29 protein-coding genes are annotated in these 25543 nt (G+C 54.1%); 16 read left to right on the forward strand and 13 right to left on the reverse strand.

Features of this window, described 5'->3' with window-relative positions; translation table 11 throughout:
• Positions 1-12: 12 nt before the first annotated feature.
• Positions 13-1215 carry an MFS transporter gene (locus H650_RS21810; protein ID WP_044489599.1) on the reverse strand — a complete coding sequence of 401 codons (1203 nt, stop codon included), beginning with the start codon at positions 1213-1215 and terminating at the stop codon, positions 13-15.
• 80 nt (positions 1216-1295) lie between these two features.
• On the opposite strand from H650_RS21810, the gene H650_RS21815 reads away from it, so the two are divergent.
• Entirely contained in the window at positions 1296-1838 is a 543-nt protein-coding gene (locus H650_RS21815) for a TetR/AcrR family transcriptional regulator (RefSeq protein WP_020457180.1), read from the forward strand.
• Here H650_RS21815 and H650_RS21820 read toward each other — a convergent pair.
• Together H650_RS21820 and H650_RS21825 are read right to left on the reverse strand one after the other, a co-directional pair.
• Entirely contained in the window at positions 1809-2555 is a 747-nt protein-coding gene (locus tag H650_RS21820; protein ID WP_020457181.1) for a 2-phosphosulfolactate phosphatase, read from the reverse strand. The two genes, H650_RS21815 and H650_RS21820, sit on opposite strands and share 30 nt — an antisense overlap.
• Before the next feature lie 11 nt (positions 2556-2566).
• Positions 2567-2785, reverse strand: coding sequence for a DUF7661 family protein (locus H650_RS21825; protein ID WP_020457182.1), 219 nt, complete (start codon positions 2783-2785; stop codon positions 2567-2569).
• Between the two features lie 27 nt (positions 2786-2812).
• On the opposite strand from H650_RS21825, the gene H650_RS21830 reads away from it, so the two are divergent.
• Positions 2813-3376: a hypothetical protein gene (locus H650_RS21830; RefSeq protein ID WP_020457183.1), complete on the forward strand. Its 564-nt coding sequence runs from the start codon at positions 2813-2815 to the stop codon at positions 3374-3376.
• Here the strand turns inward: H650_RS21830 and H650_RS21835 are convergent.
• Positions 3373-4035: a hypothetical protein gene (locus H650_RS21835; RefSeq protein ID WP_020457184.1), complete on the reverse strand. Its 663-nt coding sequence runs from the start codon at positions 4033-4035 to the stop codon at positions 3373-3375. The genes H650_RS21830 and H650_RS21835 overlap by 4 nt on opposite strands.
• A 285-nt stretch (positions 4036-4320) precedes the next feature.
• On the reverse strand, positions 4321-6006 hold the full coding sequence (locus tag H650_RS21840; RefSeq protein WP_020457185.1) for an aspartate:alanine antiporter: 1686 nt from the start codon (positions 6004-6006) through the stop codon (positions 4321-4323).
• 281 nt (positions 6007-6287) lie between these two features.
• Between H650_RS21840 and ybjM the strand changes: the two genes are divergently transcribed.
• On the forward strand, positions 6288-6653 hold the full coding sequence (gene ybjM / locus H650_RS21845; RefSeq protein WP_044489600.1) for an inner membrane protein YbjM: 366 nt from the start codon (positions 6288-6290) through the stop codon (positions 6651-6653).
• Positions 6654-6683: 30 nt separating this feature from the next.
• Here the strand turns inward: ybjM and H650_RS21850 are convergent, their stop codons facing one another.
• Positions 6684-6947, reverse strand: coding sequence for a GrxA family glutaredoxin (locus tag H650_RS21850; protein WP_017456131.1), 264 nt, complete (start codon positions 6945-6947; stop codon positions 6684-6686).
• A gap of 174 nt (positions 6948-7121) precedes the next feature.
• On the opposite strand from H650_RS21850, the gene nfsA reads away from it, so the two are divergent.
• The 10 genes from nfsA (at position 7122) to H650_RS21900 (ending at position 18086) form a co-directional block, all read left to right on the forward strand.
• Entirely contained in the window at positions 7122-7844 is a 723-nt protein-coding gene (gene nfsA / locus H650_RS21855; protein WP_020457187.1) for an oxygen-insensitive NADPH nitroreductase, read from the forward strand.
• Positions 7845-7916: 72 nt separating this feature from the next.
• Entirely contained in the window at positions 7917-8819 is a 903-nt protein-coding gene (gene rimK / locus H650_RS21860; RefSeq protein ID WP_020457188.1) for a 30S ribosomal protein S6--L-glutamate ligase, read from the forward strand.
• 85 nt (positions 8820-8904) lie between these two features.
• A complete protein-coding gene (locus tag H650_RS21865) occupies positions 8905-9384 on the forward strand; it encodes a type III secretion system chaperone family protein (RefSeq protein WP_020457189.1) in 480 nt (159 codons plus the stop codon).
• 349 nt (positions 9385-9733) lie between these two features.
• Positions 9734-10846, forward strand: a complete 1113-nt coding sequence (gene potF, locus H650_RS21870) for a spermidine/putrescine ABC transporter substrate-binding protein PotF (protein WP_020457190.1) — start codon at positions 9734-9736, stop codon at positions 10844-10846.
• A 140-nt stretch (positions 10847-10986) separates the two neighbouring features.
• A complete protein-coding gene (potG, locus tag H650_RS21875; protein WP_020457191.1) occupies positions 10987-12120 on the forward strand; it encodes a putrescine ABC transporter ATP-binding subunit PotG in 1134 nt (377 codons plus the stop codon).
• A gap of 9 nt (positions 12121-12129) precedes the next feature.
• Positions 12130-13083 (forward strand): putrescine ABC transporter permease PotH, encoded by a 954-nt coding sequence (gene potH / locus H650_RS21880; RefSeq protein WP_020457192.1) that lies wholly within the window; start codon positions 12130-12132, stop codon positions 13081-13083.
• A complete protein-coding gene (gene potI / locus H650_RS21885) occupies positions 13080-13925 on the forward strand; it encodes a putrescine ABC transporter permease PotI (RefSeq protein ID WP_020457193.1) in 846 nt (281 codons plus the stop codon). Before potH ends, potI begins: the two co-directional genes overlap by 4 nt.
• 73 nt (positions 13926-13998) lie before the next feature.
• Complete coding sequence (locus H650_RS21890) at positions 13999-14469, forward strand: YbjO family protein (protein ID WP_020457194.1); 471 nt, start codon at positions 13999-14001, stop codon at positions 14467-14469.
• Positions 14470-14510: 41 nt separating this feature from the next.
• Positions 14511-15638 carry a 23S rRNA (uracil(747)-C(5))-methyltransferase RlmC gene (gene rlmC, locus H650_RS21895; protein WP_044489601.1) on the forward strand — a complete coding sequence of 376 codons (1128 nt, stop codon included), beginning with the start codon at positions 14511-14513 and terminating at the stop codon, positions 15636-15638.
• Between the two features lie 123 nt (positions 15639-15761).
• A complete protein-coding gene (locus tag H650_RS21900) occupies positions 15762-18086 on the forward strand; it encodes an FdhF/YdeP family oxidoreductase (RefSeq protein WP_020457196.1) in 2325 nt (774 codons plus the stop codon).
• 31 nt (positions 18087-18117) lie between these two features.
• Here the strand turns inward: H650_RS21900 and artJ are convergent, their stop codons facing one another.
• From artJ to H650_RS21930, 6 genes are all read right to left on the reverse strand, one after another.
• Positions 18118-18849, reverse strand: a complete 732-nt coding sequence (gene artJ, locus H650_RS21905; RefSeq protein ID WP_020457197.1) for an arginine ABC transporter substrate-binding protein ArtJ — start codon at positions 18847-18849, stop codon at positions 18118-18120.
• A gap of 170 nt (positions 18850-19019) precedes the next feature.
• Entirely contained in the window at positions 19020-19688 is a 669-nt protein-coding gene (gene artM / locus H650_RS21910; RefSeq protein WP_017456142.1) for an arginine ABC transporter permease ArtM, read from the reverse strand.
• The gene (gene artQ / locus H650_RS21915) at positions 19688-20404 is read right to left on the reverse strand and encodes an arginine ABC transporter permease ArtQ (RefSeq protein WP_020457198.1); all 717 of its coding nucleotides are present in this window, start codon (positions 20402-20404) and stop codon (positions 19688-19690) included. Before artQ ends, artM begins: the two co-directional genes overlap by 1 nt.
• 6 nt (positions 20405-20410) lie before the next feature.
• The gene (artI, locus tag H650_RS21920; protein ID WP_020457199.1) at positions 20411-21142 is read right to left on the reverse strand and encodes an arginine ABC transporter substrate-binding protein ArtI; all 732 of its coding nucleotides are present in this window, start codon (positions 21140-21142) and stop codon (positions 20411-20413) included.
• A 19-nt stretch (positions 21143-21161) separates the two neighbouring features.
• Positions 21162-21890, reverse strand: a complete 729-nt coding sequence (gene artP, locus H650_RS21925; protein WP_020457200.1) for an arginine ABC transporter ATP-binding protein ArtP — start codon at positions 21888-21890, stop codon at positions 21162-21164.
• Positions 21891-22099: 209 nt separating this feature from the next.
• On the reverse strand, positions 22100-22615 hold the full coding sequence (locus tag H650_RS21930) for a lipoprotein (protein WP_020457201.1): 516 nt from the start codon (positions 22613-22615) through the stop codon (positions 22100-22102).
• A gap of 102 nt (positions 22616-22717) precedes the next feature.
• On the opposite strand from H650_RS21930, the gene H650_RS21935 reads away from it, so the two are divergent.
• The 3 genes from H650_RS21935 to H650_RS21945 all read left to right on the forward strand — a co-directional run bounded on the left by H650_RS21935 (position 22718) and on the right by H650_RS21945 (position 24469).
• Positions 22718-23041, forward strand: coding sequence for a heavy metal-binding domain-containing protein (locus tag H650_RS21935; protein ID WP_020457202.1), 324 nt, complete (start codon positions 22718-22720; stop codon positions 23039-23041).
• Positions 23038-23868 (forward strand): N-acetylmuramoyl-L-alanine amidase, encoded by an 831-nt coding sequence (locus H650_RS21940; protein ID WP_020457203.1) that lies wholly within the window; start codon positions 23038-23040, stop codon positions 23866-23868. The genes H650_RS21935 and H650_RS21940 overlap by 4 nt, the downstream gene beginning before the upstream one ends.
• A 67-nt stretch (positions 23869-23935) precedes the next feature.
• A complete protein-coding gene (locus tag H650_RS21945) occupies positions 23936-24469 on the forward strand; it encodes a WG repeat-containing protein (RefSeq protein WP_233500360.1) in 534 nt (177 codons plus the stop codon).
• Between the two features lie 5 nt (positions 24470-24474).
• On the opposite strand, the gene H650_RS21950 is transcribed toward H650_RS21945, so the two are convergent.
• Positions 24475-25488, reverse strand: coding sequence for a 3-beta-hydroxysteroid dehydrogenase (locus tag H650_RS21950; RefSeq protein WP_020457205.1), 1014 nt, complete (start codon positions 25486-25488; stop codon positions 24475-24477).
• Positions 25489-25543 lie beyond the last annotated feature (55 nt).

Consider the following 25543-nt stretch of genomic DNA (forward strand, 5'->3'; position numbering starts at 1 on the left):
GCCGCCGCGTAATCAGCAGGTTTCAGCCTGTGTTTCCGGAGCCGGTTTGGCGACCGCGCGGGCAACCACGGCGGCAATCAGCACCAGCCCCATCACCACCAGCATGGCGCTACGCAGGCCGTAGTGCTCGCCGAGAAAACCGAGCAGCGGCGGGCCAACGAGAAACGCCAGGTAGCCGGTGGTGGCGACCACGCTGACGCGGGTAGCCGCGTCCGGGCCGGTATCGCTGGCGGCGGAAATGGTCAGTGGGAAACCGAGCGAGGCACCAAGCCCCCACAAAATCACCGAGAAGCCCGCCACCCAGGCACTATCAACGAAGATAATCAGCCCGATGCCCAGCGCACCCATCAACGCGCTGGCGCGCACCACTGTGACGCGGCTGTAACGGTCAATAAACCAGCCGCCGATAAATCGCCCGACGGTCATTCCAAGAGTAAAACCGGTGTAGATCAGCGAGCCGGACGTCGGGCTAAAGCCGTGCCCGTCCACCATCAATAGCGGCAACCAGTCGTTGGCGGAACCTTCGGCAAATGCCATTGCGAGCACGACCACGCCAATCAGCAACAGTTGGGTATCACGCCAGAACGGTTGCCCTTTTTTCGCGCGCGCTTTCTCCTCGGCGGAGTCTTTGCCGGTGCCAGGCGGAATGGCGGAAATCGCCAGCATGATGGGAACAATCGCCACCAGTGCCGCCGCCAGAATGTGCCAGTTGGCCGCCAGGCCAACAGCGGTAACGCTCATACCAATGCCTGCGCCGACCAGCGTGCCGAAGCTGTAAAAACCGTGCATCATGGGCAGCACGGTTTTGCCCATTTCGCGCTCGACTTCCGCGCCTTCGATATTCATTGCCACTTCGCCCGCACCCAGGCTGCCGCCGAAAAGAGCCAGACCAACGGCAAATAACAGTGGAGATGCCAGCCACAATGCGATACTCAGCACCACCATGCCGATGACGCTGAACGACATGCTGGCGCGGATCACTTTCCGCGCGCCAAAGCGCTTTACCAGCCAACCGGAGGAGAGAATGCCGCTCATCGAACCGACCGACAGGCCAAACAGCACCACGCCCATTTCAGCGGTGGAAACCGATAAAATATCGCGGATTGCGGGCGTTCGTGTAGCCCACGAGGCCATTAATAGCCCCGGTATAAAAAAGAAGGTAAACAGCGCCCACAAGCGATGTTGCAGGGCTTTTCGCGAAGCATTTCCAGTCATAACGTCACGGCAAAGAGGGAAAAGATAAGACAACACTAGCAAGCAAGTGTACATTTGTACATAAATGAGTGAGAGGATCTATGGCCCGAAGACCCAACGACCCGCAGCGGCGTGACCGCATTCTGCAAGCGACGCTGGATACCATCGCCGCACACGGGATTCAGGCGGTGACGCACCGTAAAATAGCCAGCTGTGCGGATGTGCCGCTGGGCTCAATGACCTATTACTTTTCCGGTATCGATGCGTTATTAGCTGAGGCTTTCAGTCTGTTTACCCGGCAGATGTCGGCGCAATATGCCGCTTTTTTCGACGGCGTTGACAGTCAGGCAAAAGCCTGTGAGGCGCTAACCGAGCTGATTTACAGCGCCCAGGTGACCACCGCGCGCAATATGGAACTGATGTACCAGCTGTATGCGTTTATGAGCCGCCAGCCCACGCTGAAAAGTGTGATGCAAGACTGGATGCGCACCAGCCAGACCATGCTGGAGCACTGGTTCGAACCGATGACGGCACGTGCGCTGGATGCGTTTATCGAAGGGATGACGCTGCATTTTGTGGTCGATCGCGAGCCGCTGAGCCGCGAAGCTATTCGCTTAATGATCGGGCGTCTCGCCGGGCAATGAGCGGTACGCGTTGTCGATTAATGCACAGGCGCGATGGCTTGCGTCAAGCGCGAGACACAGTTCTACGTCCGCTGAAAAACCCCGGGCGTGGAGTTCACTGGCGGATGCGCAGTAATGAAGAGCACTGAAGTCACCGCCCTGAAATGCGGCCTTTGCCACTTGCGCTTCAGGCGAGAGTTTACGCTTGCCAAGTGCGGCAATAATGGCACCCGCCGCCAGATAATCCTCCAGCGCCGGGCGCAGGCTACCATCCGGCCAGCGTTCCCCGGCCGGGATCAGCAAAATGCGCTCAAAGCCTGCACAAGCTTTCGCGGTCGCCAGTCGGTTGCGAAAACAGCCGCTAAACACCGCTGCGCCGCAATCGCGTGCTTTAAACGAAAGCGTGGAACCGTTAGGTGAGGGGAGCACCAGCCGGTGTCCGGCGGGAATATGCAGTAACGAGGCGGGCGAGAGTGTGTAATTCCCACCGGCAAAGGTGCGGTCAAAACTGGCGACGTCGGCATGGTTTTCCTGTGCGTAGCGCTGCGCGCTCGCATCTTTCCATGGCCATGGGTAAATCAGCGCCTGGTTATCAGTGGCGATGCTAACGCACGTGGAGAACGACATCACGTCGACAATCACCACACAATCGGCTTCCTGCGCCAGCTGCTCCGCTGCAGTTAAACCCCACTCCAGACGCACATCGAACGAGCTTTGGCTGTACCACTGTGCACACATTTTCTGCTCCTTTATTCCACGCGAAAAACATCAGGATGTTGTTCCGTTGCGGCCTCATGGAAAATATCCCCCAACCAGCCGGGGATCTCCGCTTCGCTTAATTCACTCGGAACGATGATGTTATAAAGGCGCGAATGCTTGCCTTCGTTTCTGTCCACGCGGAACACGTGCCAGCCATCCCCCACGCGTTTCACCCCAATATAACGGCCAAAAACGTTGTAAATCAGCATCAGGGGGGCTCCTTACGGTGTCGGGTAATGGTTAAAAAAGAGCACAATGAAAAACACGGCGCTGGCGATTGCTTTAGTATTAATGCAAAAATAGGTAATTCAAACAACCCATTGAAAAGGAATAAAATGTTTTTAGACACTGTAATGTGGCTAATATCCGTGGCAGCGTTTCTCGCCTGGATCTTTGGTATCACTTTAAAAAATACCTTTGCCACCAATGCGAAACATTTTGCCCTTTTTTTGCTTGTGCATCTGATGTTGAGCGGTGCTGCCATTATGCTGAAAAAGCACGGCGTTGCGGGTGTTAGCAGAGACTCCGGTCCGTGGGTGCTTACCGGTCTCAGGCTGTTTTTAAAATGTTATATGGCGTTTGCGATGATCATAACGGTGAGTTTTTTCTTTGCGCTTATCAGCAAAGGTGCACAACAGATGACGCATTTTCATAAAACCTATAACGCCGCGAATCTGCACCGCAACCCGCTTAAGTTCTACCTGCGTCGCGAAGCGGGGATTGTATGGGCCTACGGGCTCTGCTTTTTAGCAGGAGGCGTTTATGTGCTGTGGGCGATATGGTTTCGTCTGGCGTTTTAAGAGGTTTTGGGCTGCGATTGTTCCGTTGTTGCTTTTTTGTCGATATCGACAGATATTTTATGCGCAGCGTACAAACACAACAGAATAATAACAAGATGACCTAACTTTATTCCGCGCTGACTATTCATAATAGAAAAGAGTACAGCGTTGTTGCGTTTTAATATGAAATAACACCATATATTGGCAAATAAGAAAATGAATAATACCATTAATACAAATACGATTTGCGCAAGGCTTTTATAGGTCACTTGAGGTTCTCTGTAAAAGAGAATCGCCAGCGCAATTAATGATGTTGTCAGTAATGCGGTAGAAATCCCGGCGGACCACAGCAGCAGGTCGCTGGTCACTTTGCGCAGGGCTGCGCCAAACCTGCCTCGCAGGGTGTCCATTCCCCATGTGTCGGGTTTCATTGCTTCCATATCTTTCATGAAAAATGAGATCGGGATAATAATACATAACACCATCCAGCCGTAATTAATTTGCGGCATACTTTTATCCAGAAAACTAAGCAGATAATTTGCGATATCAAAATTCGCTGTTTTTCCTGCAATATAAAACGAGATAATGGAGATAATGCACCACATACCGATTTTATAAAAAACATCGCGGTATAATGATTTTTTTAACCAACTTTCAAGTATGTTTTCTTCCGCTTTCATCGTCGTCCCGTTATATCAAGTTATGCTGTTTTCGGCATCGATATTACCAAATCTTTGTTGCTTCGCCAGCGGCAGAGGGAAGGCGAAACACAGGCTTCTTATCGGTTCAAATCGAGGAAGGATAATGGGAAAAAGGCAACAAAAAACCCATCAACCTTGAACCTAAGCGGCGGGGTTGATGGGCTCCACAAAATGGGGACATCAAAGAAAAGCAGTGGCACTAGTTATGACTGACGCCCCACAAAAAAGTTCTGCGCATAACTGAAATATTTCTCAGCTTCAGACTTATCCGAGACCAGGCCAGATAATGATGATTAATGTCCCCGCAAGCGTCAGCAGAACGTTGGCGATGGCGTAGGTGCCCGCATAGCCCAGCGCCGGGATATTGCTGCGCGCTGTATCGCTGATGATCTCCATTGCCGGAGCGCAGGTGCGCGCCCCCATCATCGCGCCGAACAGCAGAGCACGGTTCATTTTCAACACATACGCGCCAAACAGAAAACAAATTAGCACCGGTACCAGGCTGACAATAAGCCCGGCGATCAGCATCTGGCCGCCTACTGCGCCAAGACCGTTGCCGATGCCGCTACCGGCGCTTAAGCCCACGCCCGCCATAAATACCATCAGGCCAAACTCTTTCACCATCATTAGCGCGCCCTGCGGGATATAGCCGAACGTCGGGTGGTTGGCACGCAGGAAGCCGAGCATGATCCCGGCGAACAGAAGGCCGGCGGCGTTACCCACGCCGAAGCTGAAAGAGCTGAACTGGAAGGTGATCATACCGATCATCAGGCCGACAATAAAAAACGCGCAGAAGGCGAGCAGGTCGGTGACCTGGCTGTGAATAGAGATAAAGCCGATGCGGTCGGCAATGGTTTTCACGCGGCGCGCGTCACCGCTGACCTGCAAAACATCACCCTTGTTGAGCACGATATTGTCGTCAATCGGCATCTCAATCTGGCTGCGGATCACGCGGTTGAGGAAGCAGCCGTGATCGGTCAGCTTTAACTGCGCGAGGCGACGACCGACCACGTTATGGTTTTTGACCACCACTTCTTCGGTGACGATACGCATGTCGAGCAGATCGCGGTCGAACACCTCCTTGCCGTTGCGAAAGCTCGGGTCAAGGCGCGCGTGCGCATCCGGGTAACCGACCAGCGAAATTTCGTCGCCCATTTGCAGTACGGCATCACCGTCGGGGCTGGCGAGAATGCCATTGCGGCGAATGCGCTCGATATAACATCCTGTCTGGCGGTAGATCCCCAGCTCGCGCAGGTTTTTACCATCGGCCCATGCCACCAGCTCCGGCCCCACGCGGTAGGCGCGGATCACCGGCAGATACACTTTACGGTGCGCATCTGTGTCCAGACCGCGTTCGCGGGCGATCTGCTGGGCGCTGGTCTGTAAATCCTGGTGCTGCAATTTCGGCAAATAACGTGCGCCGAAAATCAGACTCACCAGACCAATCAGATAGGTCAGGGCATAACCGAGGCTGAGGTTATCCAGCGCACTGGAGAGTTGTCCGTTTTCCATACCGGAATGACGCAGTGTGTCGCCTGCGCCCACCAGAACTGGTGTCGAGGTCATCGAACCGGCCAGCATGCCTGCCGTCAGGCCAATATCCCAGCCGAACAGTTTGCCAAGGCCTAAAGCGATCAACAGCGCGCTGCCCACTAATACCAGCGCCAGCATGAGGTAATTCTTACCGTCGCGAAAAAAAATAGAGAAAAAGTTTGGTCCGGCTTCAACACCAACGCAAAAAATAAACAGCATAAAGCCAAGATTAAGTGCATCCGTGTTAATGCTGAAATGCTGCTGGCCTAATAATAATGAAACCACTAAAACGCCAATGGAATTACCGAGTTGAACAGAACCCAGTCGTAATTTACCGAGACAAAGTCCGAGTGCCAGAACGACAAACAATAACAGTATGTAATTCCCGTTTAACAAATCTGCGACGTTTATATTCACGGAGGCTAACTTCTTGTTTACTTGTAAGCTGTTGAAAGAAATGGTTATTTGAGCTAGTGTTTTGCTCATGCGCTGGCGTACGAAAAAAGCGGTGCAACACCAGACACTCCTCACAAAACAAAAACAGGCCGCTAGTTTAATCGTATTAGATTACAACGGCTAGTGAGAATCGCGTATTTACGTGGGTGCTTTTCTGGCACGGATTGCCGCAACGCTTTATCTGTCCGGACATTCTTTTGAACGAGTTGTTAGTGCGATAGAGAAAAAGTCAGGAGGCGTGTTTGAAGAACAGGCGAAGTCGGGTCGGCGTTATTTGCTGCGCATTACTTTTTATTGCGGTGTGTTTGTTGCTGGTCATAAATATGAACGGCGCGCTACCCGTGTCCGGTAATCCTGAATTAGGCTTACTGCTTTTCACGTTTCCCGGTATTGTCGGTGGGCTGATTGCTCGCCGACGCAAAGCGATCGTGCCGCTTTTCGGCGCCGTGCTGGCGGCTCCATTCTGCTACATGCTGATTTACCTGCATTTAGCCTCTTCGCAGTCGAACTGGCAGGTTATTGCCTGGTTGTTCAGCGCGATTTTCTGGTGCGGAATGGGCGGGTTATTCTATCTTTTTGTGCGCAAAATTCTGCGCTGCAAGAAATAAAACGCCCTCAGAAAGAGGGCGTTGCTCGGCTCAGGCAAACAGGCCGAAATGTTCTTTGGCATAGGCCTCGAAATCGGTGCAGCCGCCAATGTGTTTCTGGTCGAGGAAAATCTGCGGCACAGTTTCAACCGGTTTCCCGACGGTTTTTTCCAGGTCGGCTTTGGTGATGCCTTCCGCGTGAATATCCACGTAGCGATAGTTGAAATCATCACGCTCGGCGGTCAGCTTTTCTGCCAGTTCTTTTGCGCGTACACAGTATGGGCAGCCAGGGCGGCCAAAAATTACAGCAAACATACTCTCTCCCAAATCTGAAGGTAACTGCCGGTTATCATGACCATAACTGTGCGTAATGAAAAGCAGGTTATGCCTGTTGCTTTAATCTTTGCAACCTTTCAGCGCAAATTGCGGATACAACGAGGATGCAGGCTTCGCCTATACTGAGGGTCTTGTTTATTTGGGGGATTATTCATGACACCAACTATTGAATTGCTGTGCGCCCATCGCTCCATTCGCCATTTTACCGATCAACCGATTACCCAGGCGCAGCGCGAGGCGATTATCGCCAGCGCGCAGGCAACATCCAGCTCCAGCTTTTTACAATGCAGTTCGATAATTCGCATCACCGATCCTGCGCTACGACAGCAACTGGTGACGCTCACCGGCGGGCAACAACATGTGGCGCAGGCGGCGGAATTTTGGGTGTTCTGCGCTGATTTCCATCGTAATTTCCAGATTTGCCCAGAGGCGAATCCTGGGCTGGCGGAGCAGTTGCTGCTCGGCGTAGTCGATACCGCGCTGATGGCGCAAAACGCTTTCACTGCGGCAGAATCGCTCGGGCTGGGTGGCGTTTATATCGGTGGAATTCGTAACAGCATTGAAGCCGTAGGTGAGTTATTGCAGGTGCCAAAACATGTGTTACCGCTGTTTGGCCTGTGCCTTGGCTGGCCTGCCGACACGCCGGATAAGAAACCGCGTCTGCCTGCGCAACTGGTGGTGCATGAAAACCGCTATCAGCCGCTGGATAAAGATGTGCTGGCGCAATATGACGAGGAGATCGCCCACTACTATATGACGCGCGACAGCAATACGCGGCGTGACACCTGGAGCGATCATATCCGCCGCACCATCATTAAAGAGAGCCGCCCGTTTATTCTCGACTATTTGCATAAACAGGGATGGGCGACACGCTAATTCCCGTTCATCCTGCACGTCGCTGCGTGTATCATACGCCTGCTTTGACAGGTCTTTTTAGAGAGGTGCAGGGTGAAAATTGCCATATTGTCCCGGGATGGAACGCTCTATTCGTGTAAACGCCTGCGCGAAGCGGCGATGCAGCGCGGTCATCTGGTCGAGATCCTCGATCCGCTTTCCTGTTATATGAATATCAGCCCGGCGGCCTCGTCCATTCATTACAAAGGCCGCCAGCTGCCGCATTTCGATGCGGTGATCCCGCGTATCGGCTCGGCCATCACCTTTTACGGCACCGCCGCGCTGCGTCAGTTTGAAATTCTTGGCAGTTATCCGCTCAATGAGTCGGTGGCGATCACCCGCGCCAGAGACAAGCTGCGTTCGTTGCAGTTACTGGCGCGCCAGGGGATTGATCTGCCGGTAACCGGCATTGCCCATTCACCAGACGATACCAGCGATTTAATTGATATGGTCGGCGGCGCGCCGCTGGTGGTGAAGCTGGTGGAAGGGACGCAGGGCATCGGCGTGGTGCTGGCGGAAACCCGCCAGGCAGCGGAGAGCGTAATTGACGCTTTTCGCGGTCTGAATGCGCATATCCTGGTGCAGGAGTTTATTGCCGAAGCGAAGGGAACCGATATTCGCTGTCTGGTCGTCGGCAATGATGTGGTCGCCGCCATTGAACGCCGGGCGAAAGAGGGGGATTTTCGCTCTAACTTGCATCGCGGCGGCAAGGCGCTGGTGGCACATATCACCGAGCGTGAGCGTGAAATCGCGCTGGCTGCTGCGCAAACGCTGGGGCTGGATGTGGCTGGCGTCGACATCCTGCGCGCCGAACGTGGCCCGCTGGTGATGGAAGTTAACGCATCGCCCGGGCTGGAAGGCATTGAAAAAACCACCGGCATCGATATTGCGGGCCGCATGATCCAGTGGATCGAACGCCAGGCAACGCCGGGTTTTTGCCTAAAAACCGGCGGCTGAGGCGATTTTCCCGCGCAATGAATGGTACGTTCTGGCCTTTTTGCGTAAGCTATGGCCAATTTTTTCGCTAAGAGAGCACTGCTTTATGGATTCACTCGTCGTTCCGGGTCTGGACACGCTGCGTCACTGGCTGGATGAACTGGGCATTAATTTTTTTGAGTGCGATAACTGCCAGGCGCTGCACCTGCCGCACATGCAAAATTTTGATGGCGTGTTTGATGCAAAAGTCGACCTTGTTAATGACGTTGTGCTGTTTACCGCCATGGCGGAAGTCAAACCGTCGGCACTGCTGGCGCTGGCTGCCGATCTCTCCGCCATTAATGCCAGTTCTTTGACCGTGAAAGCATTCCTCGACCTTCAGGATGATAATCTGCCGAAGCTGGTGGTTTGCCAGTCTTTATGCGTCGGGCCTGCCATTACGTTTGAACAGTTCGCCTGGTTTATGCGCCAGAGCGAAGAGCAGATTTCAATGGTCATTATGGAAGCCAACGCACATCAACTGCTGTTCACGCCAGGCGAAGAAGAGATGGTGGCAGGTGAAGAGTCGCACAATTTTCTCCACTGACTCTGTGCAGCATTAACGCAGTCGCTACCACGGCGGCTGCATAATAAATATTTTTATTCTGCTATTAACCTTTCCTTAAAGAATTTTTCACCGCTATTCCTCGTGTAACGGCTTATCACATAGACGTATCCTGCATAAAAAATTGATAAAAGGCGTTTTTTAATCTGACCTATAGCCTCAAACCCTGGCTACAGTTATTCTTGCGATGCTTAAAACAGCATGCGGTGTCAGCCGGAAGCGTTTTCTTCTCCGGGGCTGTGCAGAGTGACAAAATATGCATGATTCTTGCATATCTTATGATGCGTACATTTAGTTCGTATGTTAACGGACTTTCCAGAAGGAATGAGATATGACCGCCTTGAGCAAAAAATGGGTATCAGGTCTTGTCGCGGGTGCGTTGATGGCTGTCTCTGCCAGCACGCTCGCAGCCGAGCAAAAGACACTGCATGTTTATAACTGGTCTGATTATATTGCGCCGGACACCGTCGCGAATTTTGAAAAAGAGACGGGCATCAAAGTCATTTATGACGTGTTTGACTCCAACGAAGTGCTGGAAGGCAAACTGATGGCGGGCAGCACCGGCTTCGACCTGGTGGTGCCGTCCGCGAGTTTCCTTGAGCGCCAGTTGGCCGCCGGGGTATTCCAGCCGCTGGATAAGAGCAAACTGCCGAACTGGAAAAACCTCGATCCAGACGTGCTGAAAATGGTCGCCAAACACGACCCTGACAACAAATACGCTATTCCGTACCTGTGGGCCACCACCGGTATTGGCTATAACATTGACAAAGTGAAAGCCGCGCTCGGCAAAGACGCGCCGGTAAACAGCTGGGATCTGGTGCTGAAGCCGGAAAACCTGGAAAAACTGAAAAGCTGCGGCGTCTCATTCCTTGATGCGCCGGAAGAGATTTTTGCCACCGTGCTTAATTACCTCGGCAAAGATCCGAACAGCAGCAAAGCGGATGATTACAGCGTTGCCGCAACCGACCTGCTGTTAAAACTGCGCCCGAACATTCGTTATTTCCACTCTTCTCAGTACATTAATGACCTGGCAAATGGCGACATCTGCGTGGCTATTGGCTGGGCGGGTGATGTGTGGCAGGCGGCAAACCGCGCGAAAGAAGCGAAGAATGGCGTAAATATCACTTACACCATTCCCAAAGAGGGCGCGCTGGCGTTCTTCGATGTCTTCGCGATGCCGGCTGATGCCAAAAATAAAGACGAAGCCTATCAGTTCCTCAACTACCTGATGCGCCCGGATGTGATTGCCCATATCAGCGATCATGTGTTCTACGCGAACGGTAACAAAGCCTCGGTTCCGCTGATCAGCGCGGAAGTGCGTGATAACCCGGCTATCTTCCCGCCGCCGGATGTTTTCGCCAAACTCTTTACGCTGAAAGTCCAGGATCCGAAAATCGACCGCGTAAGAACCCGCGCGTGGACTAAAGTTAAAAGCGGCAAATAATTCAATCACCTGACAGGTGATAAGGCTGCACCGTGGCGGTGCGCCTGCCCCAAAAATGGACAGAGGTGATGCGCCTCTGTCCAGTCATTTGTACGACAACTCGTTGAAACGGGTTGATGTTTTTGCCGGAGAGCACTTGAGTGAATGACGCTATCCCCCGCCCACAGGCGAAGAGCCGCAAGGATCTGACGCCGCTGCTGGAAATTCGCAATCTGACCAAATCCTTTGATGGTCAGCACGCCGTTGATGATGTCAGTCTGACGATTTATAAAGGTGAAATTTTTGCCCTGCTTGGTGCGTCCGGCTGCGGCAAATCAACATTGCTGCGCATGCTCGCCGGTTTTGAGCTGCCTACCCACGGGCAAATCATGCTTGATGGCGTAGACCTGGCGCATGTGCCGCCCTATTTGCGCCCGATCAATATGATGTTCCAGTCCTACGCGCTCTTTCCGCATATGACCGTGGAACAGAACATTGCTTTCGGCCTTAAACAGGACAAGTTGCCGAAAGGGGAAATCGCCAGCCGCGTGGCCGAAATGTTGCACCTGGTGCACATGAGCGAGTACGCCAAACGTAAGCCGCATCAGCTTTCCGGCGGTCAGCGCCAACGCGTGGCGCTGGCGCGCAGCCTGGCGAAACGGCCGAAACTGCTGCTGCTGGATGAACCGATGGGCGCGCTCGATAAAAAGCTGCGCGACCGGATGCAGCTCGAAGTGGTGGATATTCTTGAGCGTGTTGGCGTGACCTGCGTCATGGTGACCCACGACCAGGAAGAGGCGATGACCATGGCCGGGCGTATCGCCATCATGAACCGCGGGAAGTTTGTGCAAATCGGCGAACCGGAAGAGATCTACGAGCACCCGACCACGCGTTACAGCGCCGAGTTTATCGGTTCGGTGAATGTGTTCGAAGGGCTGCTGAAAGAGCGTCAGGAAGATGGTCTGGTGATCGACTCCCCGGGGCTGGTGCATCCGCTGAAAGTGGACGCCGATGCGTCGGTGGTGGATAACGTGCCGGTGTTCGTGGCGCTGCGCCCGGAAAAGATCATGCTCTGCGAAGATCCACCAGCCGACGGCTATAACTTTGCCGTCGGGGAAGTGGTGCATATCGCCTACCTTGGCGACCTCTCTATTTATCACGTGCGTTTGCAAAGCGGGCAGATGATCAGCGCCCAGTTGCAGAACGCGCATCGCTACCGTAAAGGCGCGCCAACCTGGGGCGATGAAGTTCGCCTCTGCTGGGATGCCGATAGTTGTGTGGTTCTGACGGTTTAAGGAGCGGCGATGAGTACACTGGAGCCACCGTCCCGCGTCGAAAAACCGGGCGGTTTCACTTTATGGCTGGGGCGCATGCAGATGCGTCACGGGCGCAAACTGGTTATTGCGCTGCCCTATATTTGGCTGACTTTGCTGTTTCTGCTGCCGTTTTTGATTGTGTTCAAAATCAGCCTTGCAGAGATGGCGCGGCAGATCCCGCCGTATACCGATCTTATCGAGTGGGCGGACAGCCAACTGACGGTCACGCTGAATATCGGCAACTTCCTGCAACTTACCGACGACCCGCTCTATTTTGAAGCCTATCTGCAGTCGTTACAGGTGGCGGCGATCTCAACGCTTTGTTGTCTGCTGCTGGGGTATCCGCTGGCCTGGGCTGTGGCGCACAGCAAACCGTCGACGCGCAATATTCTGCTGCTGCTGGTGATTTTGCCGTCGTGGACGTCGTTTCTCATCCGCGTGTATGCGTGGATGGGGATCCTGAAAAATAACGGCGTGTTGAATAACTTCCTGATGTGGCTGGGGGTTATCGATCAGCCGTTGACGATCCTGCATACCAATCTCGCGGTATATATCGGGATTGTTTATGCCTATTTGCCGTTTATGGTGTTGCCGATTTATACCGCGCTGACGCGTATCGATTATTCACTGGTGGAAGCCTCACTGGATCTTGGGGCGCGCCCGCTGAAAACCTTTTTCAGCGTGATTGTGCCGTTGACCAAAGGCGGGATTATTGCCGGATCGATGCTGGTGTTCATTCCGGCAGTTGGCGAGTTTGTCATCCCGGAACTGCTCGGTGGCCCGGACAGCATTATGATCGGTCGTGTGTTGTGGCAGGAGTTCTTTAATAACCGCGACTGGCCGGTGGCTTCGGCGGTGGCGGTGATTATGCTGCTGTTGCTGATTGTGCCGATCATGTGGTTCCACAAACATCAGCAGAAACAAGGGGAGGACCACGCATGAACAACTTACCGGTAGTGCGCTCTCCGTGGCGCATTTTGATCCTCGTGCTCGGTTTTACGTTCCTGTACGCGCCAATGCTGATGCTGGTGATCTACTCCTTTAACAGCTCAAGACTGGTGACCGTGTGGGCGGGCTGGTCGACGCGCTGGTATGGAGAGCTGTTTCACGACGACGCCATGATGAGCGCGGTGGGGTTAAGCCTGACCATCGCCGCTTGTGCGGCGACAATGGCGGCGGTGCTGGGGACTATCGCGGCGGTGGTAATGGTGCGTTTTGGCCGCTTTCGTGGCTCAAACGGTTTCGCCTTTATGATAACGGCACCGCTGGTGATGCCGGATGTGATCACCGGCTTGTCGCTGCTGCTGCTGTTTGTGGCGCTCGGCCATGCGATTGGCTGGCCCGCCGATCGCGGGATGCTCACTATCTGGCTGGCCCATGTGACCTTCTGTACCGCTTATGTTGCCGTGGTTATCTCCTCGCGTCTGCGCGAACTGGACCGCTCCGTTGAAGAGGCGGCAATGGATCTTGGTGCGACACCGCTTAAAGTGTTCTTCGTTATCACGCTGCCAATGATCATGCCGGCGATTGTTTCCGGCTGGCTTTTGGCCTTTACCCTGTCGCTGGATGACCTGGTGATCGCCAGTTTTGTTTCGGGGCCGGGAGCGACGACATTGCCGATGCTGGTCTTCTCCAGCGTGCGCATGGGGGTGAACCCGGAAATCAACGCGCTGGCGACACTTATCCTTGGCGTGGTCGGGATTGTTGGTTTTATCGCCTGGTATTTAATGGCGCGGGCGGAAAAACAGCGGATCCGTGATATCCAGCGTGCAAGACAAGGCTGAACTTATTAGAATCGTGAAATTGTGTTGCTGATGCCGCGCTTGTCGCGGCATTTTTCACAGGGAAATCATCGGATTGGGGTTCTTCAAGAAAACCGCTCATCACGCGAAATTGAATGTGCCAGCGCTGGTGCAGGTGGCGGCCATCGCCATTATTATGATTCGCTGTGTGGATGTATTGATGATACTGAATTTGCTGGGTTGGCGCGGCCTGCTCGATTTTGTGCAGCGCAGCGCGCAGACCTGGAGCCTGACGCTGGTTTTCCTTGGCAGCCTGTTTTTAGTGTTTGTCGAAATTCTCTGTGCTTTCTCGGTGGTTAAAGGGCGTCGTTGGGCGCGCTGGCTTTACCTCGCCACGCAGATGGTGGCGACCGGTTATTTATGGGCCGCTTCGCTCGGGTATGGCTATCCGGAACTGTTCAGTATTGCGGGTGGTTCCCGGCGGGAGATTTTCCAGGCGTTAGTGATGCAAAAACTCCCGGATCTGCTGGTGTTATTCCTGCTGTTTGTTCCCGCGCCCAGCCGGCGCTTTTTCCGCCTGCAATAACGGTGGTACAATCCCGGCCCCGCAAAATGAAAGGCTTTACTATGCAGTGCGCTCTCTTCGATGCTGGTCGTTGTCGTTCCTGTCAATGGATAGAACAACCGGTCTCACAGCAACTTACCGCGAAAATGGACGATCTCCACACGCTGCTGGACGGCTTGCCTGTTGCCGAGTGGTGTTCGCCAGTAAGTGGCCCGGAGCAGGGTTTTCGTAATAAAGCCAAAATGGTGGTCAGCGGCAGCGTAGAAAAACCGCTGTTTGGGATGCTGCATCGTGACGGGACGCCGGAAGATCTCACCGACTGCCCGCTCTATCCGCAGACTTTCGCTCCGGTTTTTGCCGCGCTCAAACCGTTTATTGCCCGCGCCGGGTTAACGCCTTACAACGTGGCGCGTAAACGCGGTGAGCTGAAATACCTGCTGCTGACTGAAAGCCAGCAGGATGGCGGCATGATGCTGCGCTTTGTGCTGCGCTCGGAGGCGAAACTCGCCCAATTGCGCGCGGCGTTGCCTGAGTTACAAGCACAATTACCGCAACTGAAAGTGATTTCCGCCAATATCCAGCCAGTACATATGGCGATCATGGAAGGTGAGACGGAGATTTTTCTCACCGGGCAGCAGGCGCTGGCGGAAAACTTTAACGGCGTGCCGCTATGGATCCGCCCGCAGAGTTTTTTCCAGACCAACCCGACCGTTGCCAGCGCGTTGTACGCGACCGCCCGCAACTGGGTTCGGGCGCTGCCGGTTAACCATATGTGGGATCTATTTTGCGGCGTCGGCGGTTTTGGTCTGCACTGCGCAACGCCGGAGATGCGCCTGACCGGTATTGAAATCGCCCCGGAAGCGATTGCCTGCGCCACGCAATCGGCACAAGCGCTTGGCTTACAAAATCTGCAATTCCAGGCGCTGGATTCCACCCAGTTTGCTACCGCTTCGCTTGATATTCCTGAGCTGGTGCTGGTTAACCCGCCCCGGCGTGGGATTGGCGCGGCGCTGTGCGACTATTTAAGCCACATGGCACCGCCGTACATCATCTACTCCAGCTGCAACGCCAGTTCGATGGCGAAAGATATTCGCCTGCTGCCGGGTTATCGCATTGAGCGCGTTCAACTGTTCGATATGTTCCCGCATACCGCGCATTACGAGGTGTTGACGCTGTTGGTTAAACGCTGATCCCAGCGCAACGCGGAAACATTTTTTAAGAACTTAGTGCGACTAAGTTCCTGTTATGCCGCTCCAGCCCGCGTTTTCTGTACCAGGCTTAAGCCAACGCTGGTCACAGAAAAATGGGGCAACATGAAAGATCAAAATCGGACAACAGGTATCGCGCCGTATGGCGGTTCGGCAGGTGGCTGGGGCGCGCTGAAAGCAGTCGCGGATGCACTGCGCGGGCAAATGTCGGTGAAACAGGACGTCATCGCGCTGTTCAAAGTTAATCAACCGCAGGGGTTCGACTGCCCCGGCTGCGCGTGGCCCGATCCGCAACATACCTCGTCGTTTGAATTTTGTGAAAATGGCGCGAAAGCGGTGTCGTGGGAAGCCACCAGTAAACGCACGACGCCGGAATTCTTCGCGGCGCATACGGTCAGTGAGTTGTGGAACAGGAACGCGTTTGAGCTGGAAGGCGAAGGGCGTTTAACCCACCCGATGAAGTATGACGCCGCCAGCGATACCTATCAGCCCATCGACTGGGATACCGCCTTTCGCGAGATTGGTGAACTTCTGCGCGGCTACGACGATCCCAACAGCGTCGAGTTTTATACCTCCGGACGCGCCTCCAACGAAGCCGCTTTTCTGTGGCAACTGTTTGCCCGCGAATATGGCACCAATAACTTCCCGGACTGCTCCAATATGTGCCATGAGCCGACCAGCGTGGGTTTACCGGAATCCATTGGAGTTGGTAAAGGCACGGTGGAACTGGAAGATTTCGACCACTGTGATCTGGTGTTGTGCATCGGCCACAACCCCGGAACCAACCACCCCAGAATGCTTGGCACGCTTCGCGAAGTATCAAAACGCGGCGCGACGATCGTGGCCATCAATCCGCTGCGCGAAAGGGGGCTTGAGCGGTTCACGTCGCCACAAAGCCCGATTGAAATGCTGGCGCTAAGCTCCACGAAGCTGGCTTCGACCTACTACAAAGTGCGGGTGGGCGGTGACGCGGCAATGCTGAAAGGGGTGATGAAAATCCTGCTGTCGATGCACGAAGAGGCGCTGGCGAAAGGTGAGCCTGGCGTGATTGATGAGGCGTTTATTCACCAGCATACGCAAGGGTTTGAGGCGCTGAAAGCCGATCTCGACGCGACCGACTGGCAACACATTCTTAAAGTCTCTGGCATGGAGCGCAAAGAGATCCAGAATATCGCCCGGCTGTACGCCAGTGCCGAACGCACCATTATCTGTTACGGCATGGGGATCACCCAGCACCAGTACGGTACGCAGAATGTGCAGCAAATTGCCAACTTGCTACTGATGCGCGGCAACATAGGTAAGCAAGGGGCGGGCATCTGCCCGCTGCGCGGCCACTCGAATGTGCAGGGTGACCGCACGGTGGGCATTACTGAGATCCCGTATCCCGAGTTGCTGGACAATATTGAAAAGGTATTTGGTTTCAAGCCGCCACGGCAACATGGGCACGGCGCGGTGGCCGCTATCCAGGCGATGCGCGATGGCAAAGTGAATGCGCTTTTGTGCCTTGGCGGCAACCTGGCGGAAGCGATTTCTGATCCGCAAACCACTTTCCCGGCGATGCGCAAGCTCGATTTGGTGGTGCATATGGCGACGAAACTGAACCGCTCGCATCTGCTGTTAGGCAAACATAATTATCTGCTACCGGTGCTAGGGCGCACGGAAACGGATATGCAGGCATCGGGCGCGCAGAGCGTGACGGTCGAAGATTCGATGTCGATGGTACATGCGTCGCGCGGGAGTTTAACGCCAGCTTCGCCGCACCTGAAATCCGAGCCTGCGCTGGTGGCCGCGCTGGCGAAAGCAACTCTGCCGGATAGCGTGGTGGACTGGGATAAAATGGTCAGCGACTACAGCACTATTCGCGATGCGATCGAAGCGGTTTTCCCGGCGTTTAGCAATTTCAACGAGCGGGTTAAAAAACCGGGGGGATTTCGTTTACGTAATACGGCTTCGGAACGCGTATGGAACACGCCCTCGGGTCTGGCGCAGTTCAAAGTGATGCAGGGAATTAACGAAGATCCGCGATCGCTGAAATGTCACGATCTGGTATTAACCACTTTGCGCAGCCACGATCAATACAACACTACGCTGTACGGACTTAACGATCGCTATCGCGGAGTGACCGGGCGGCGCGATGTACTGTTTATTAATGCCGATGAGGCAGAAACGCGGCAGTTACGCGTCGGTGACCAGGTGAATATTATCGCGCTCGATCCTGACGGTAACCCCACCTCGCGGCGCATGGATAACCTGACGATTGTGGTGCTGGATATGGCACCGGGTTCAGTCGGCGCGTATTACCCGGAAGCGAATATCCTGGTGCCGCTGGACAGCCACGATACCAAAAGCGGTATTCCGGCTTATAAAAGCATTCCGGTGGCGATGGAGCTTGTCGGGCGGGGAACGGAAACGTCGGGGGCGCTGCGTTAACAGGCCGGGAGCTACCCGGCCTGAAAGGTAATTACTGCGGGAACCACTGATCGCTGATTTTTTGATAAGTGCCATCAGCTTTAATCGCTTTCAGCGCGGCGTTCAGTTTTTCCAGCAGCGCTTTGTTATCCGGGCGCACCGCAATGCCAAGGCCCGTGCCGAAGTATTGCGGGTCGGTCACTTTCGGTGTCGCTACGCCCAGCTGCGGGTTGGTTTTCAGCCACTCGTTGACCACGGCGGTGTCACCGAACACGCCATCGATACGCCCGTTTTTCAGGTCAATAATCGCGTTCTGATAGCTGTCATAAGCCACGGTTTTTACTTCCGGGTGCTTGTCCTGCAGGTATTTCTGGTGCGTGGTGCCGTTTTCCATGCCGATACGTTTGCCTTTCAGATCATCAAAAGATTTAAAGGCATCTTTTTTGGCGATCACCAACGCGGAGTTAGCGTAGTACGGGTCGGTGAAAGCGACCTGTTTGCTACGTTCCGGGGTGATGTCCATACCGGAAATCACCGCGTCATATTTTTTGAATTTCAGCGACGGGATCAGGCTGTCGAAGGCGTGATTGGTAAACGTACATTCGGCCTGCATCTGTTTGCACAGCGCGTTTGCCAGATCGATATCAAAGCCGACAATTTTGTTGCTGGCATCCATCGATTCAAATGGCGGGTAAGTGGCGGAAACACCGAAGTTAATTTTATCTGCCGCAGAAGCACCAGCGGCGAACGAAGCGAGAAGGGCGGCGAGTACCAGTTTTTTCATTATCGAACTCCTGTCGGTCAATCTTATGGTTGTTGCCGTGTCTAAAGCGTGACGCTAACCATGCCATTAAATGAATTTATATTCAATAAAAATGCTTAAATATATTTTCATGCAAATAAAAAAGGCGAGTAATGAAACCATTAGCTCGCCTTAGTTTACTATTTATGCAATTAGTTGCGGCGTTCAAATGCCAGCGCTTTACGCTCAATCAGGCGCATCATCAGCGTTAACAACCCGTTGACCACCAGATAAATCAGCCCTGCGGCACCGAAAACTGTGACGTCATAAGTGCGACCATACAGAAGCTGACCGTGGCCCATCACTTCCATCAGCGTAATGGTGTACGCCAGCGAAGTACTTTTAAACACCAGCACCACTTCGTTAGAGTAGGACGACAGCGCGCGTTTAAATGCATAAGGCAGCAAAATCGCCAGCGTGTCTTTCTTGCTCATCCCGAGCGCGCCGCAGGATTGCCACTGCCCGTCCGGAATGGCGCGAATCGCGCCATAGAATAGCTGTGTGGTGTACGCCGCACTGTTCAGCGACAGCGCCAGCAGCGCGCACAGCCACGGTTCCGAGAGCAGATGCCAGATAACCGGATAGTTTTGCAGCGACGGGAACTGCCCTGGGCCGTAGTAAATCAGGAAGATCTGCACCAGCAGCGGCGTACCAGTGAACAGCGTGATATAACCGCGCACAATGTGTGTCAGCACCGGCGTTTTCAGCGTTAACACAATGGTAAACAGCAGCGATAAGATCAGCGCCACAATCAACGAGGCCACAGTGAGCGTCAGGCTGGTGTGCAGGCCTTTGAACAGCTCTGGTAAAAACTCGAGCATTATTCCGGCCTCCGTTCAAAGCGGGTCGCGCGCATATCGATGCGTTTAAGGATCCACTGACTCAACAGTGTGATAACCAGGTAAATCACCGCCGCCACGATATACCAGGTAAAGGGTTCCTGCGTACGGGTAGCAATGCTTTTAGTTTGCAGCATCAAATCGTTCACGCTAATCAGCGATACCAGCGCGGTATCTTTCAGCAGTACCAGCCACTGGTTACCCAGCCCCGGCAGCGCGTGACGCCACATTTGCGGCATCACCAGGCGGAAAAAGATCGCCCCTTTTGACAAACCCAGCGCCTGGCCAGATTCCCGCTGCCCGTCCGGTACGGCTTTTAACGCACCGCGCAAAGTTTGCGAGGCGTAAGCCGCATACAGCAGGGAGAGCGCAATCACACCGCACAGAAACGGGCTAACGTCGAAGTTTTCAATCTGCATCTGCACCGGGATCTGCACTACGCCGAGATTAATGGTGAAACCATCAGAGAGCGTCAGCAACAGCTGTGAAGAGCCGAAATAGATAAACAGAACCACCAGGATCTCCGGCAAGCCACGCAGTACGGTGACCAGCGCGGTGCCAATCCAGGCAATCGGGCGCCACTTAACAGACTCCCAAACGGCAAAGATCATCGCCAGAATCAGGCCGATGATCAGCGCACAAACGGCAAGGCCGACGGTCATCCCGGCGGCGCTTGCTAATGGAAACATTTCGTTCATTAAGGATTACTTCTGGAACCATTTGTTATAGATGGTCTGGTAAGTCCCATCTTTCTTCACTTTTTCCAGCGCGGCATTGAATTTCTGCTGCAGATCGGTGTTGCCCTGGCGTACCGCGATGCCCAGACCGGTACCAAAGTACTCTTTGTCGGTTGCTTTATCGCCAACTGCCGCCAGTTTCGCGTCCGCTTTCAGCCATTCTGTGACCACCGCGGTGTCACCGAACACGGCATCAATACGGCCGTTTTGCAGATCCAGACGCGCGTTCTGGTAGCTGTCGTAAGGAACGGTGGTGATTTCCGGGTGCTTGTCGTTAATGAATTTCTGGTGGGTGGTGCCGTTCTGCACGCCTACACGCTTGCCTTTCAGTTGGTCAATGCTGGTGAATTTACCCTGCTGACCCACAAACAACGCGGAGTTGTCGTAATAAGGCGTGGTGAACAGAACCTGTTTTTCACGTTCCGGGGTGATGTCCATACCGGCCATCACCGCGTCGAAACGGCGGAATTTCAGGCTCGGGATCAGGCTGTCAAACGCCTGGTTGGTAAAGGTACAGGTCGCATCAATCTCTTTACACAACGCGTTAGCCAGATCGACATCGAAACCGACGATTTTATTATTCGCGTCGGTTGATTCAAACGGAGGGTAGCTCGCTTCGGTGGCGAAACGGATAGTCTGGGCTGCTGTAGCGGTAAGGCTTACGCTTGCAAGTAGCGCGGCAATCAGTACTTTTTTCATTGTCATTAATCCCGATTCTTCAGTGAGATAGGTAATATTTAAACGCGTCGGTCTGCGGCGCGGCAAAGCAGCCCGCATCCCCTTGCTCAACAATGTGACCATTTTCCATGTACACCACGCGGCTGGCGGTTTTACGCGCCACTTCCACTTCGTGGGTCACGATAACTTGCGTGATGCCGGTTTCCGACAGCTCACGAATGATACTGACGATTTGCGCGGTGATTTCCGGATCGAGCGCGGCGGTAGGTTCATCAAACAACAGCACCTGCGGCTCCATCATCAGCGCGCGGGCGATAGCGACACGCTGCTGCTGACCACCGGATAAATGTAGCGGAAAACGGTCGCTATACGGTTTAAGACGTAAACGCTCCAGCAGCTTTTCCGCGCGCGCCAGCGCCTGATCTTTGCTTAAACCGAGCACGCGGCACGGCGCTTCAATCAGATTTTGCAGCACGGTCAGATGCGGCCAGAGATTATATTGCTGAAATACCATGCCCACGTTCTGGCGCAATTCGCGGATCGCTTTATCAGACGGGGTTTTGGCAAAGTCGAAGTGATTGCCTGCGATGCTTAACTGGCCGGAACGCGGCATTTCGAGCAGGTTGAGTACGCGCAACAGCGAACTTTTACCCGCACCGCTTGGGCCGAGCAGCACCAGTGTTTCCCCTTGCGGGCAATCCAGCGTGATATCGAACAGCGCCTGGTGTGCGCCATAAAAGCAATTGATGCTGTTTAATTTAATACTCATCGAAGCAGTCTGATAGCAATTGAGGCCGCAAATAGTAACGTTGACAGAATAGTTATGCAATATTTGTGCGTTAAAACTTAAAAATAAACCAACTTCCTACATAAAGTTAGCACAAAATACCGAGCGGTGCGGGAACCAGGCATAAATGTCGGCATTCACCGCGGAATGCCAGACATTTTACGGGGGTTATCTATTGCGGCATGAAATAATCACCGATGTTCTACCGACTGGCGTAGCGTTCCGGCGGGGGCATGAACGGTGCCGCCGAGATAGCGCACATCGTCTACTGCCCAGCACTGGCCTTCGCGGATCATCAGTACTTCATCCCGCCAGCTTTGGTCACCTTTGGTGAGCGTGACGCGCAGCGGAATATTCCGTGCATCGGTATTCGGAATGGTCGATGCACTGGCGACGTCAGCCTTTTCCGGTGTGACGTTGCGACTGGAGAACGGATCCGCTTTTAAAAGCGTGGCATTGCGCGAATCGCGGCTGGCGGCGGTGAGCATTTTGCTCAGATCATCGCTCAGATAGGGTCGCAGCGCAGTCCAGTCGTTACCGGGGTGCGCGATGCGGTAGTCATAAAATTGCTGTGCTACGGAATCCGGGCCGCCTTCCACACACGGGCCAACGCGCGCGCCCGTATCCTTAAATGCCGGGGTTACCGTGGTGCAGGCGCTTAACAGCAGCGCGCATGGCAAGGCGAGAGTCAAAACTGAATAGCGCATATTGATTTCCTTATTTCTCTTCAGAAGTCACGACCTTTCAAGAATAGTGTATTGATCTGATAATGTGTGGTGTAACGCATTGAACGTTAAAAGGAGAAACCGATGCAGTTTTCAACCACACCGACGCTGGAAGGGCAACCGATTGTCGAGTACTGCGGGGTCGTGACCGGGGAAGCGATTCTCGGGGCGAATATTTTTCGTGACTTCTTTGCCGGTATTCGCGATATCGTCGGTGGCCGCTCCGGCGCTTATGAAAAAGAGCTACGCAAGGCGCGCGATATCGCATTTCGCGAACTCGGCGAGCAGGCTAAAGCACTGGGTGCAAATGCGGTGGTCGGCATTGATGTTGATTACGAAACGGTGGGCAAGGACGGCAGTATGCTAATGGTGTGCGTCAGCGGTACGGCGGTGAAAACGCGGACATGAAAAACATCGCGTTACTGCTGCTGGCGCTGCTGCTCGCAGGTTGCGCCAGTGAAAAAGGCATCATTGATAAAGACGGTTATCAGCTTGATACCCGGCGGCAGGCGCAGGCGGCGTATCCGCGTATTAAAGTGCTGGTTATTCACTACACCGCTGATGATTTTGATGTGTCGCTGGCAACGCTTACGGATAAGCAGGTGAGCGCGCATTACCTGATCCCGGCGGAGCCCCCGCTGCATCACGGTAAACCGCGGATCTGGCAACTGGTGCCAGAGCAGGAGTTAGCCTGGCATGCAGGGGCGAGTTTCTGGCGTGGCGCAACGCGCATCAACGACACCTCCATCGGCATTGAACTGGAAAATCGCGGCTGGCAACGTACTTCTGGCGGAAAACAATTCGCACCTTTTGCGCCCGCGCAAATTAATGCATTGATTCCTCTGGTAAAAGATATAATCTCGCGCTACCACATTGCACCGCAGAATGTGGTAGCACATGCGGATATCGCGCCGCAGCGTAAAGACGATCCTGGCCCGTTGTTCCCGTGGCAAACGCTGTTCTCCCAGGGGATTGGCGCCTGGCCGGATGCGCAGCGTGTCGCGTTTTACCTGAATGGTCGTTCTGCGCATGAACCGGTAGATACGGCTTCCTTGCTTGATTTACTGGCGCGGTACGGTTACGACGTGAAACCGCAGATGTCGCCCGCAGAGCAAAAACGGGTCATCATGGCGTTTCAAATGCATTTCCGTCCGGGGCTGTGGAACGGCATTGCTGACGCTGAAAGCCAGGCGATTGCCGAGGCATTACTGGAAAAATATGGCCAGGCGGGGTAATTCCCACTGCTTTTTTATGACGAGGTCAATGGAGATGAGGTTTCGCATCATATCAGGCGCGCTGCTGATGGCGGCTTTTTCTGCCCATGCCGCGCCAAACCCGGTGACGGTGTTCAGCTGTGCTTACTGGGATAAATCCACGGATAACGTGGAAAAGCTCGATAAATGCGTTGAAGTGAAAGAGGGCAAGCTCAGATTCCTGCCTGCGCTGTTTGCAAAAACCCGTGATGTCGAGGGCATGTCGTGGGTCGGTCTGTATGACTATATGCGCGCCGCCGGGTTGATGGATGCCGATTACTATGTGCGTTCGCCGGACAGCTACCTTTCCGTTGTACATTTTGATAATGGGCCGGACTGGTTTGTTGAAGGGCTGGTGCGCTCGCGCCAGAACGGCAAAGTGGGCTACTGGGACGACAATTTCCGCAACCGCATCGCGCCACAGTTCGATTACGGCTGGCAGTTTAAAGAGGGCAGAGCGCTGGTGTGTAACGGCTGCAAACCGCAAAAGGATGGCGAGCATACCGCGCTGGTCGGCGGGGAGTGGTTCTACATCGATAAAAGCGGGCAGAAAATTTCTGACGTCAAATCCGGCCCGTTTTAAATCATTCAGCGATGCAGTTTGCCGTGGTCTTTTAACCAGTACGCCGTGCGTTTGATGCCTTCATCCAGCGTCACAATCGGCGTATAGCCCAGTTCCTGCTGGGCGCGGCTGATATCCAGCGTGAAATCAAAGTTGAGCTTCGACACGCCATAATGGGTGAACGCAGGCTCTTTGGCGCGTTTATCGCCGAAATGCTCCATACTGCGCGCTACCATATCCAGCATCGCATAAGGCACCGAGCGAATCCGGCAGTGAATACCCAGTTCATCAATTAATGTTTGCACGATGCTGCGCAGCGAGCGCGGCTCGCCGTTGGTAATGTTGTACGCCCGCCCGGAAGGCAGCTTATCGCACTGAGGCTGGCTGGCAAGCCACATTGCCTGCACCGCGTTTTCGTAATAGGTCATATCCACCAGCGCATCGCCGCCGCGCGGCAACAACACGCTGCGGTAGTGGTGCATCATCTGCGCCAGACGTGGGATAAAGACTTTATCGTGCGGACCAAACAGGCTTTGCGGGCGCAAAATGGTGAAACGGGTATTCGGGTTCGCCTGCGCCAGCAGGTCGATCACCTGTTCACCGGCCGCTTTGCTGCGGGCAAATTCATTGGCGAAACGCACCGGGCGAAAGTCTTCGCTGATATCGCGATGGTGGTGATAGTCAAAATAGAGCGAAGGGGAGGAGATATGAATAAAGTTGCGCACGCCCCAGGCGACGGCCCACTCACCGAGACGGCGAGTCGCGCGCACATTTGCCAGATCAAACGCTTCCTGCGTGCCCCACGGCGACGTGAAACTTGAGCAGTGCCACAGCGTGTCGATCCCGGCAAGCATCACTTTTGCCTGCGAGGAGACCAGTTCGGTCAGATCGGCGTGCACAAATTCAGCGCCCATTTTACTGAGTAACTTGCCCATGGCTTCGTTACGACCAGTGGCCCTGACGCTAATTCCTTTTTGCCGCAAATACTCGACCGCGTTTCGGCCTAAACCGCTGGTTGCGCCCGTGACCAGTACTTTCATATCGATCCATTGTGTTGAAAAGGCTTTATCGCGGGCATTCTTCCGTGAATTACGC

This window comes from Enterobacter sp. R4-368 (assembly GCF_000410515.1).
Classification (GTDB): Bacteria; Pseudomonadota; Gammaproteobacteria; order Enterobacterales; family Enterobacteriaceae; genus Kosakonia.

Coding starts and splice junctions, on each gene's coding strand:
- H650_RS21850 (WP_017456131.1), bottom strand. CDS start 6,947: ATGTTTGCTGTAATTTTTGGCCGCCCTGGCTGCCCATACTGTGTACGC.
- H650_RS21825 (WP_020457182.1), bottom strand. CDS start 2,785: ATGCTGATTTACAACGTTTTTGGCCGTTATATTGGGGTGAAACGCGTG.
- H650_RS21865 (WP_020457189.1), top strand. CDS start 8,905: ATGGATTCACTCGTCGTTCCGGGTCTGGACACGCTGCGTCACTGGCTG.
- H650_RS21835 (WP_020457184.1), bottom strand. CDS start 4,035: ATGAAAGCGGAAGAAAACATACTTGAAAGTTGGTTAAAAAAATCATTA.
- artQ (WP_020457198.1), bottom strand. CDS start 20,404: ATGAACGAAATGTTTCCATTAGCAAGCGCCGCCGGGATGACCGTCGGC.
- potI (WP_020457193.1), top strand. CDS start 13,080: ATGAACAACTTACCGGTAGTGCGCTCTCCGTGGCGCATTTTGATCCTC.
- H650_RS21945 (WP_233500360.1), top strand. CDS start 23,936: ATGGCGGCTTTTTCTGCCCATGCCGCGCCAAACCCGGTGACGGTGTTC.
- H650_RS21950 (WP_020457205.1), bottom strand. CDS start 25,488: ATGAAAGTACTGGTCACGGGCGCAACCAGCGGTTTAGGCCGAAACGCG.
- H650_RS21940 (WP_020457203.1), top strand. CDS start 23,038: ATGAAAAACATCGCGTTACTGCTGCTGGCGCTGCTGCTCGCAGGTTGC.
- H650_RS21930 (WP_020457201.1), bottom strand. CDS start 22,615: ATGCGCTATTCAGTTTTGACTCTCGCCTTGCCATGCGCGCTGCTGTTA.
- potH (WP_020457192.1), top strand. CDS start 12,130: ATGAGTACACTGGAGCCACCGTCCCGCGTCGAAAAACCGGGCGGTTTC.
- rlmC (WP_044489601.1), top strand. CDS start 14,511: ATGCAGTGCGCTCTCTTCGATGCTGGTCGTTGTCGTTCCTGTCAATGG.
- potF (WP_020457190.1), top strand. CDS start 9,734: ATGACCGCCTTGAGCAAAAAATGGGTATCAGGTCTTGTCGCGGGTGCG.
- artI (WP_020457199.1), bottom strand. CDS start 21,142: ATGAAAAAAGTACTGATTGCCGCGCTACTTGCAAGCGTAAGCCTTACC.
- nfsA (WP_020457187.1), top strand. CDS start 7,122: ATGACACCAACTATTGAATTGCTGTGCGCCCATCGCTCCATTCGCCAT.
- H650_RS21815 (WP_020457180.1), top strand. CDS start 1,296: ATGGCCCGAAGACCCAACGACCCGCAGCGGCGTGACCGCATTCTGCAA.
- H650_RS21830 (WP_020457183.1), top strand. CDS start 2,813: ATGGTTAAAAAAGAGCACAATGAAAAACACGGCGCTGGCGATTGCTTT.
- artP (WP_020457200.1), bottom strand. CDS start 21,890: ATGAGTATTAAATTAAACAGCATCAATTGCTTTTATGGCGCACACCAG.
- H650_RS21935 (WP_020457202.1), top strand. CDS start 22,718: ATGCAGTTTTCAACCACACCGACGCTGGAAGGGCAACCGATTGTCGAG.
- artM (WP_017456142.1), bottom strand. CDS start 19,688: ATGCTCGAGTTTTTACCAGAGCTGTTCAAAGGCCTGCACACCAGCCTG.
- H650_RS21810 (WP_044489599.1), bottom strand. CDS start 1,215: ATGACTGGAAATGCTTCGCGAAAAGCCCTGCAACATCGCTTGTGGGCG.
- H650_RS21900 (WP_020457196.1), top strand. CDS start 15,762: ATGAAAGATCAAAATCGGACAACAGGTATCGCGCCGTATGGCGGTTCG.
- artJ (WP_020457197.1), bottom strand. CDS start 18,849: ATGAAAAAACTGGTACTCGCCGCCCTTCTCGCTTCGTTCGCCGCTGGT.
- H650_RS21820 (WP_020457181.1), bottom strand. CDS start 2,555: ATGTGTGCACAGTGGTACAGCCAAAGCTCGTTCGATGTGCGTCTGGAG.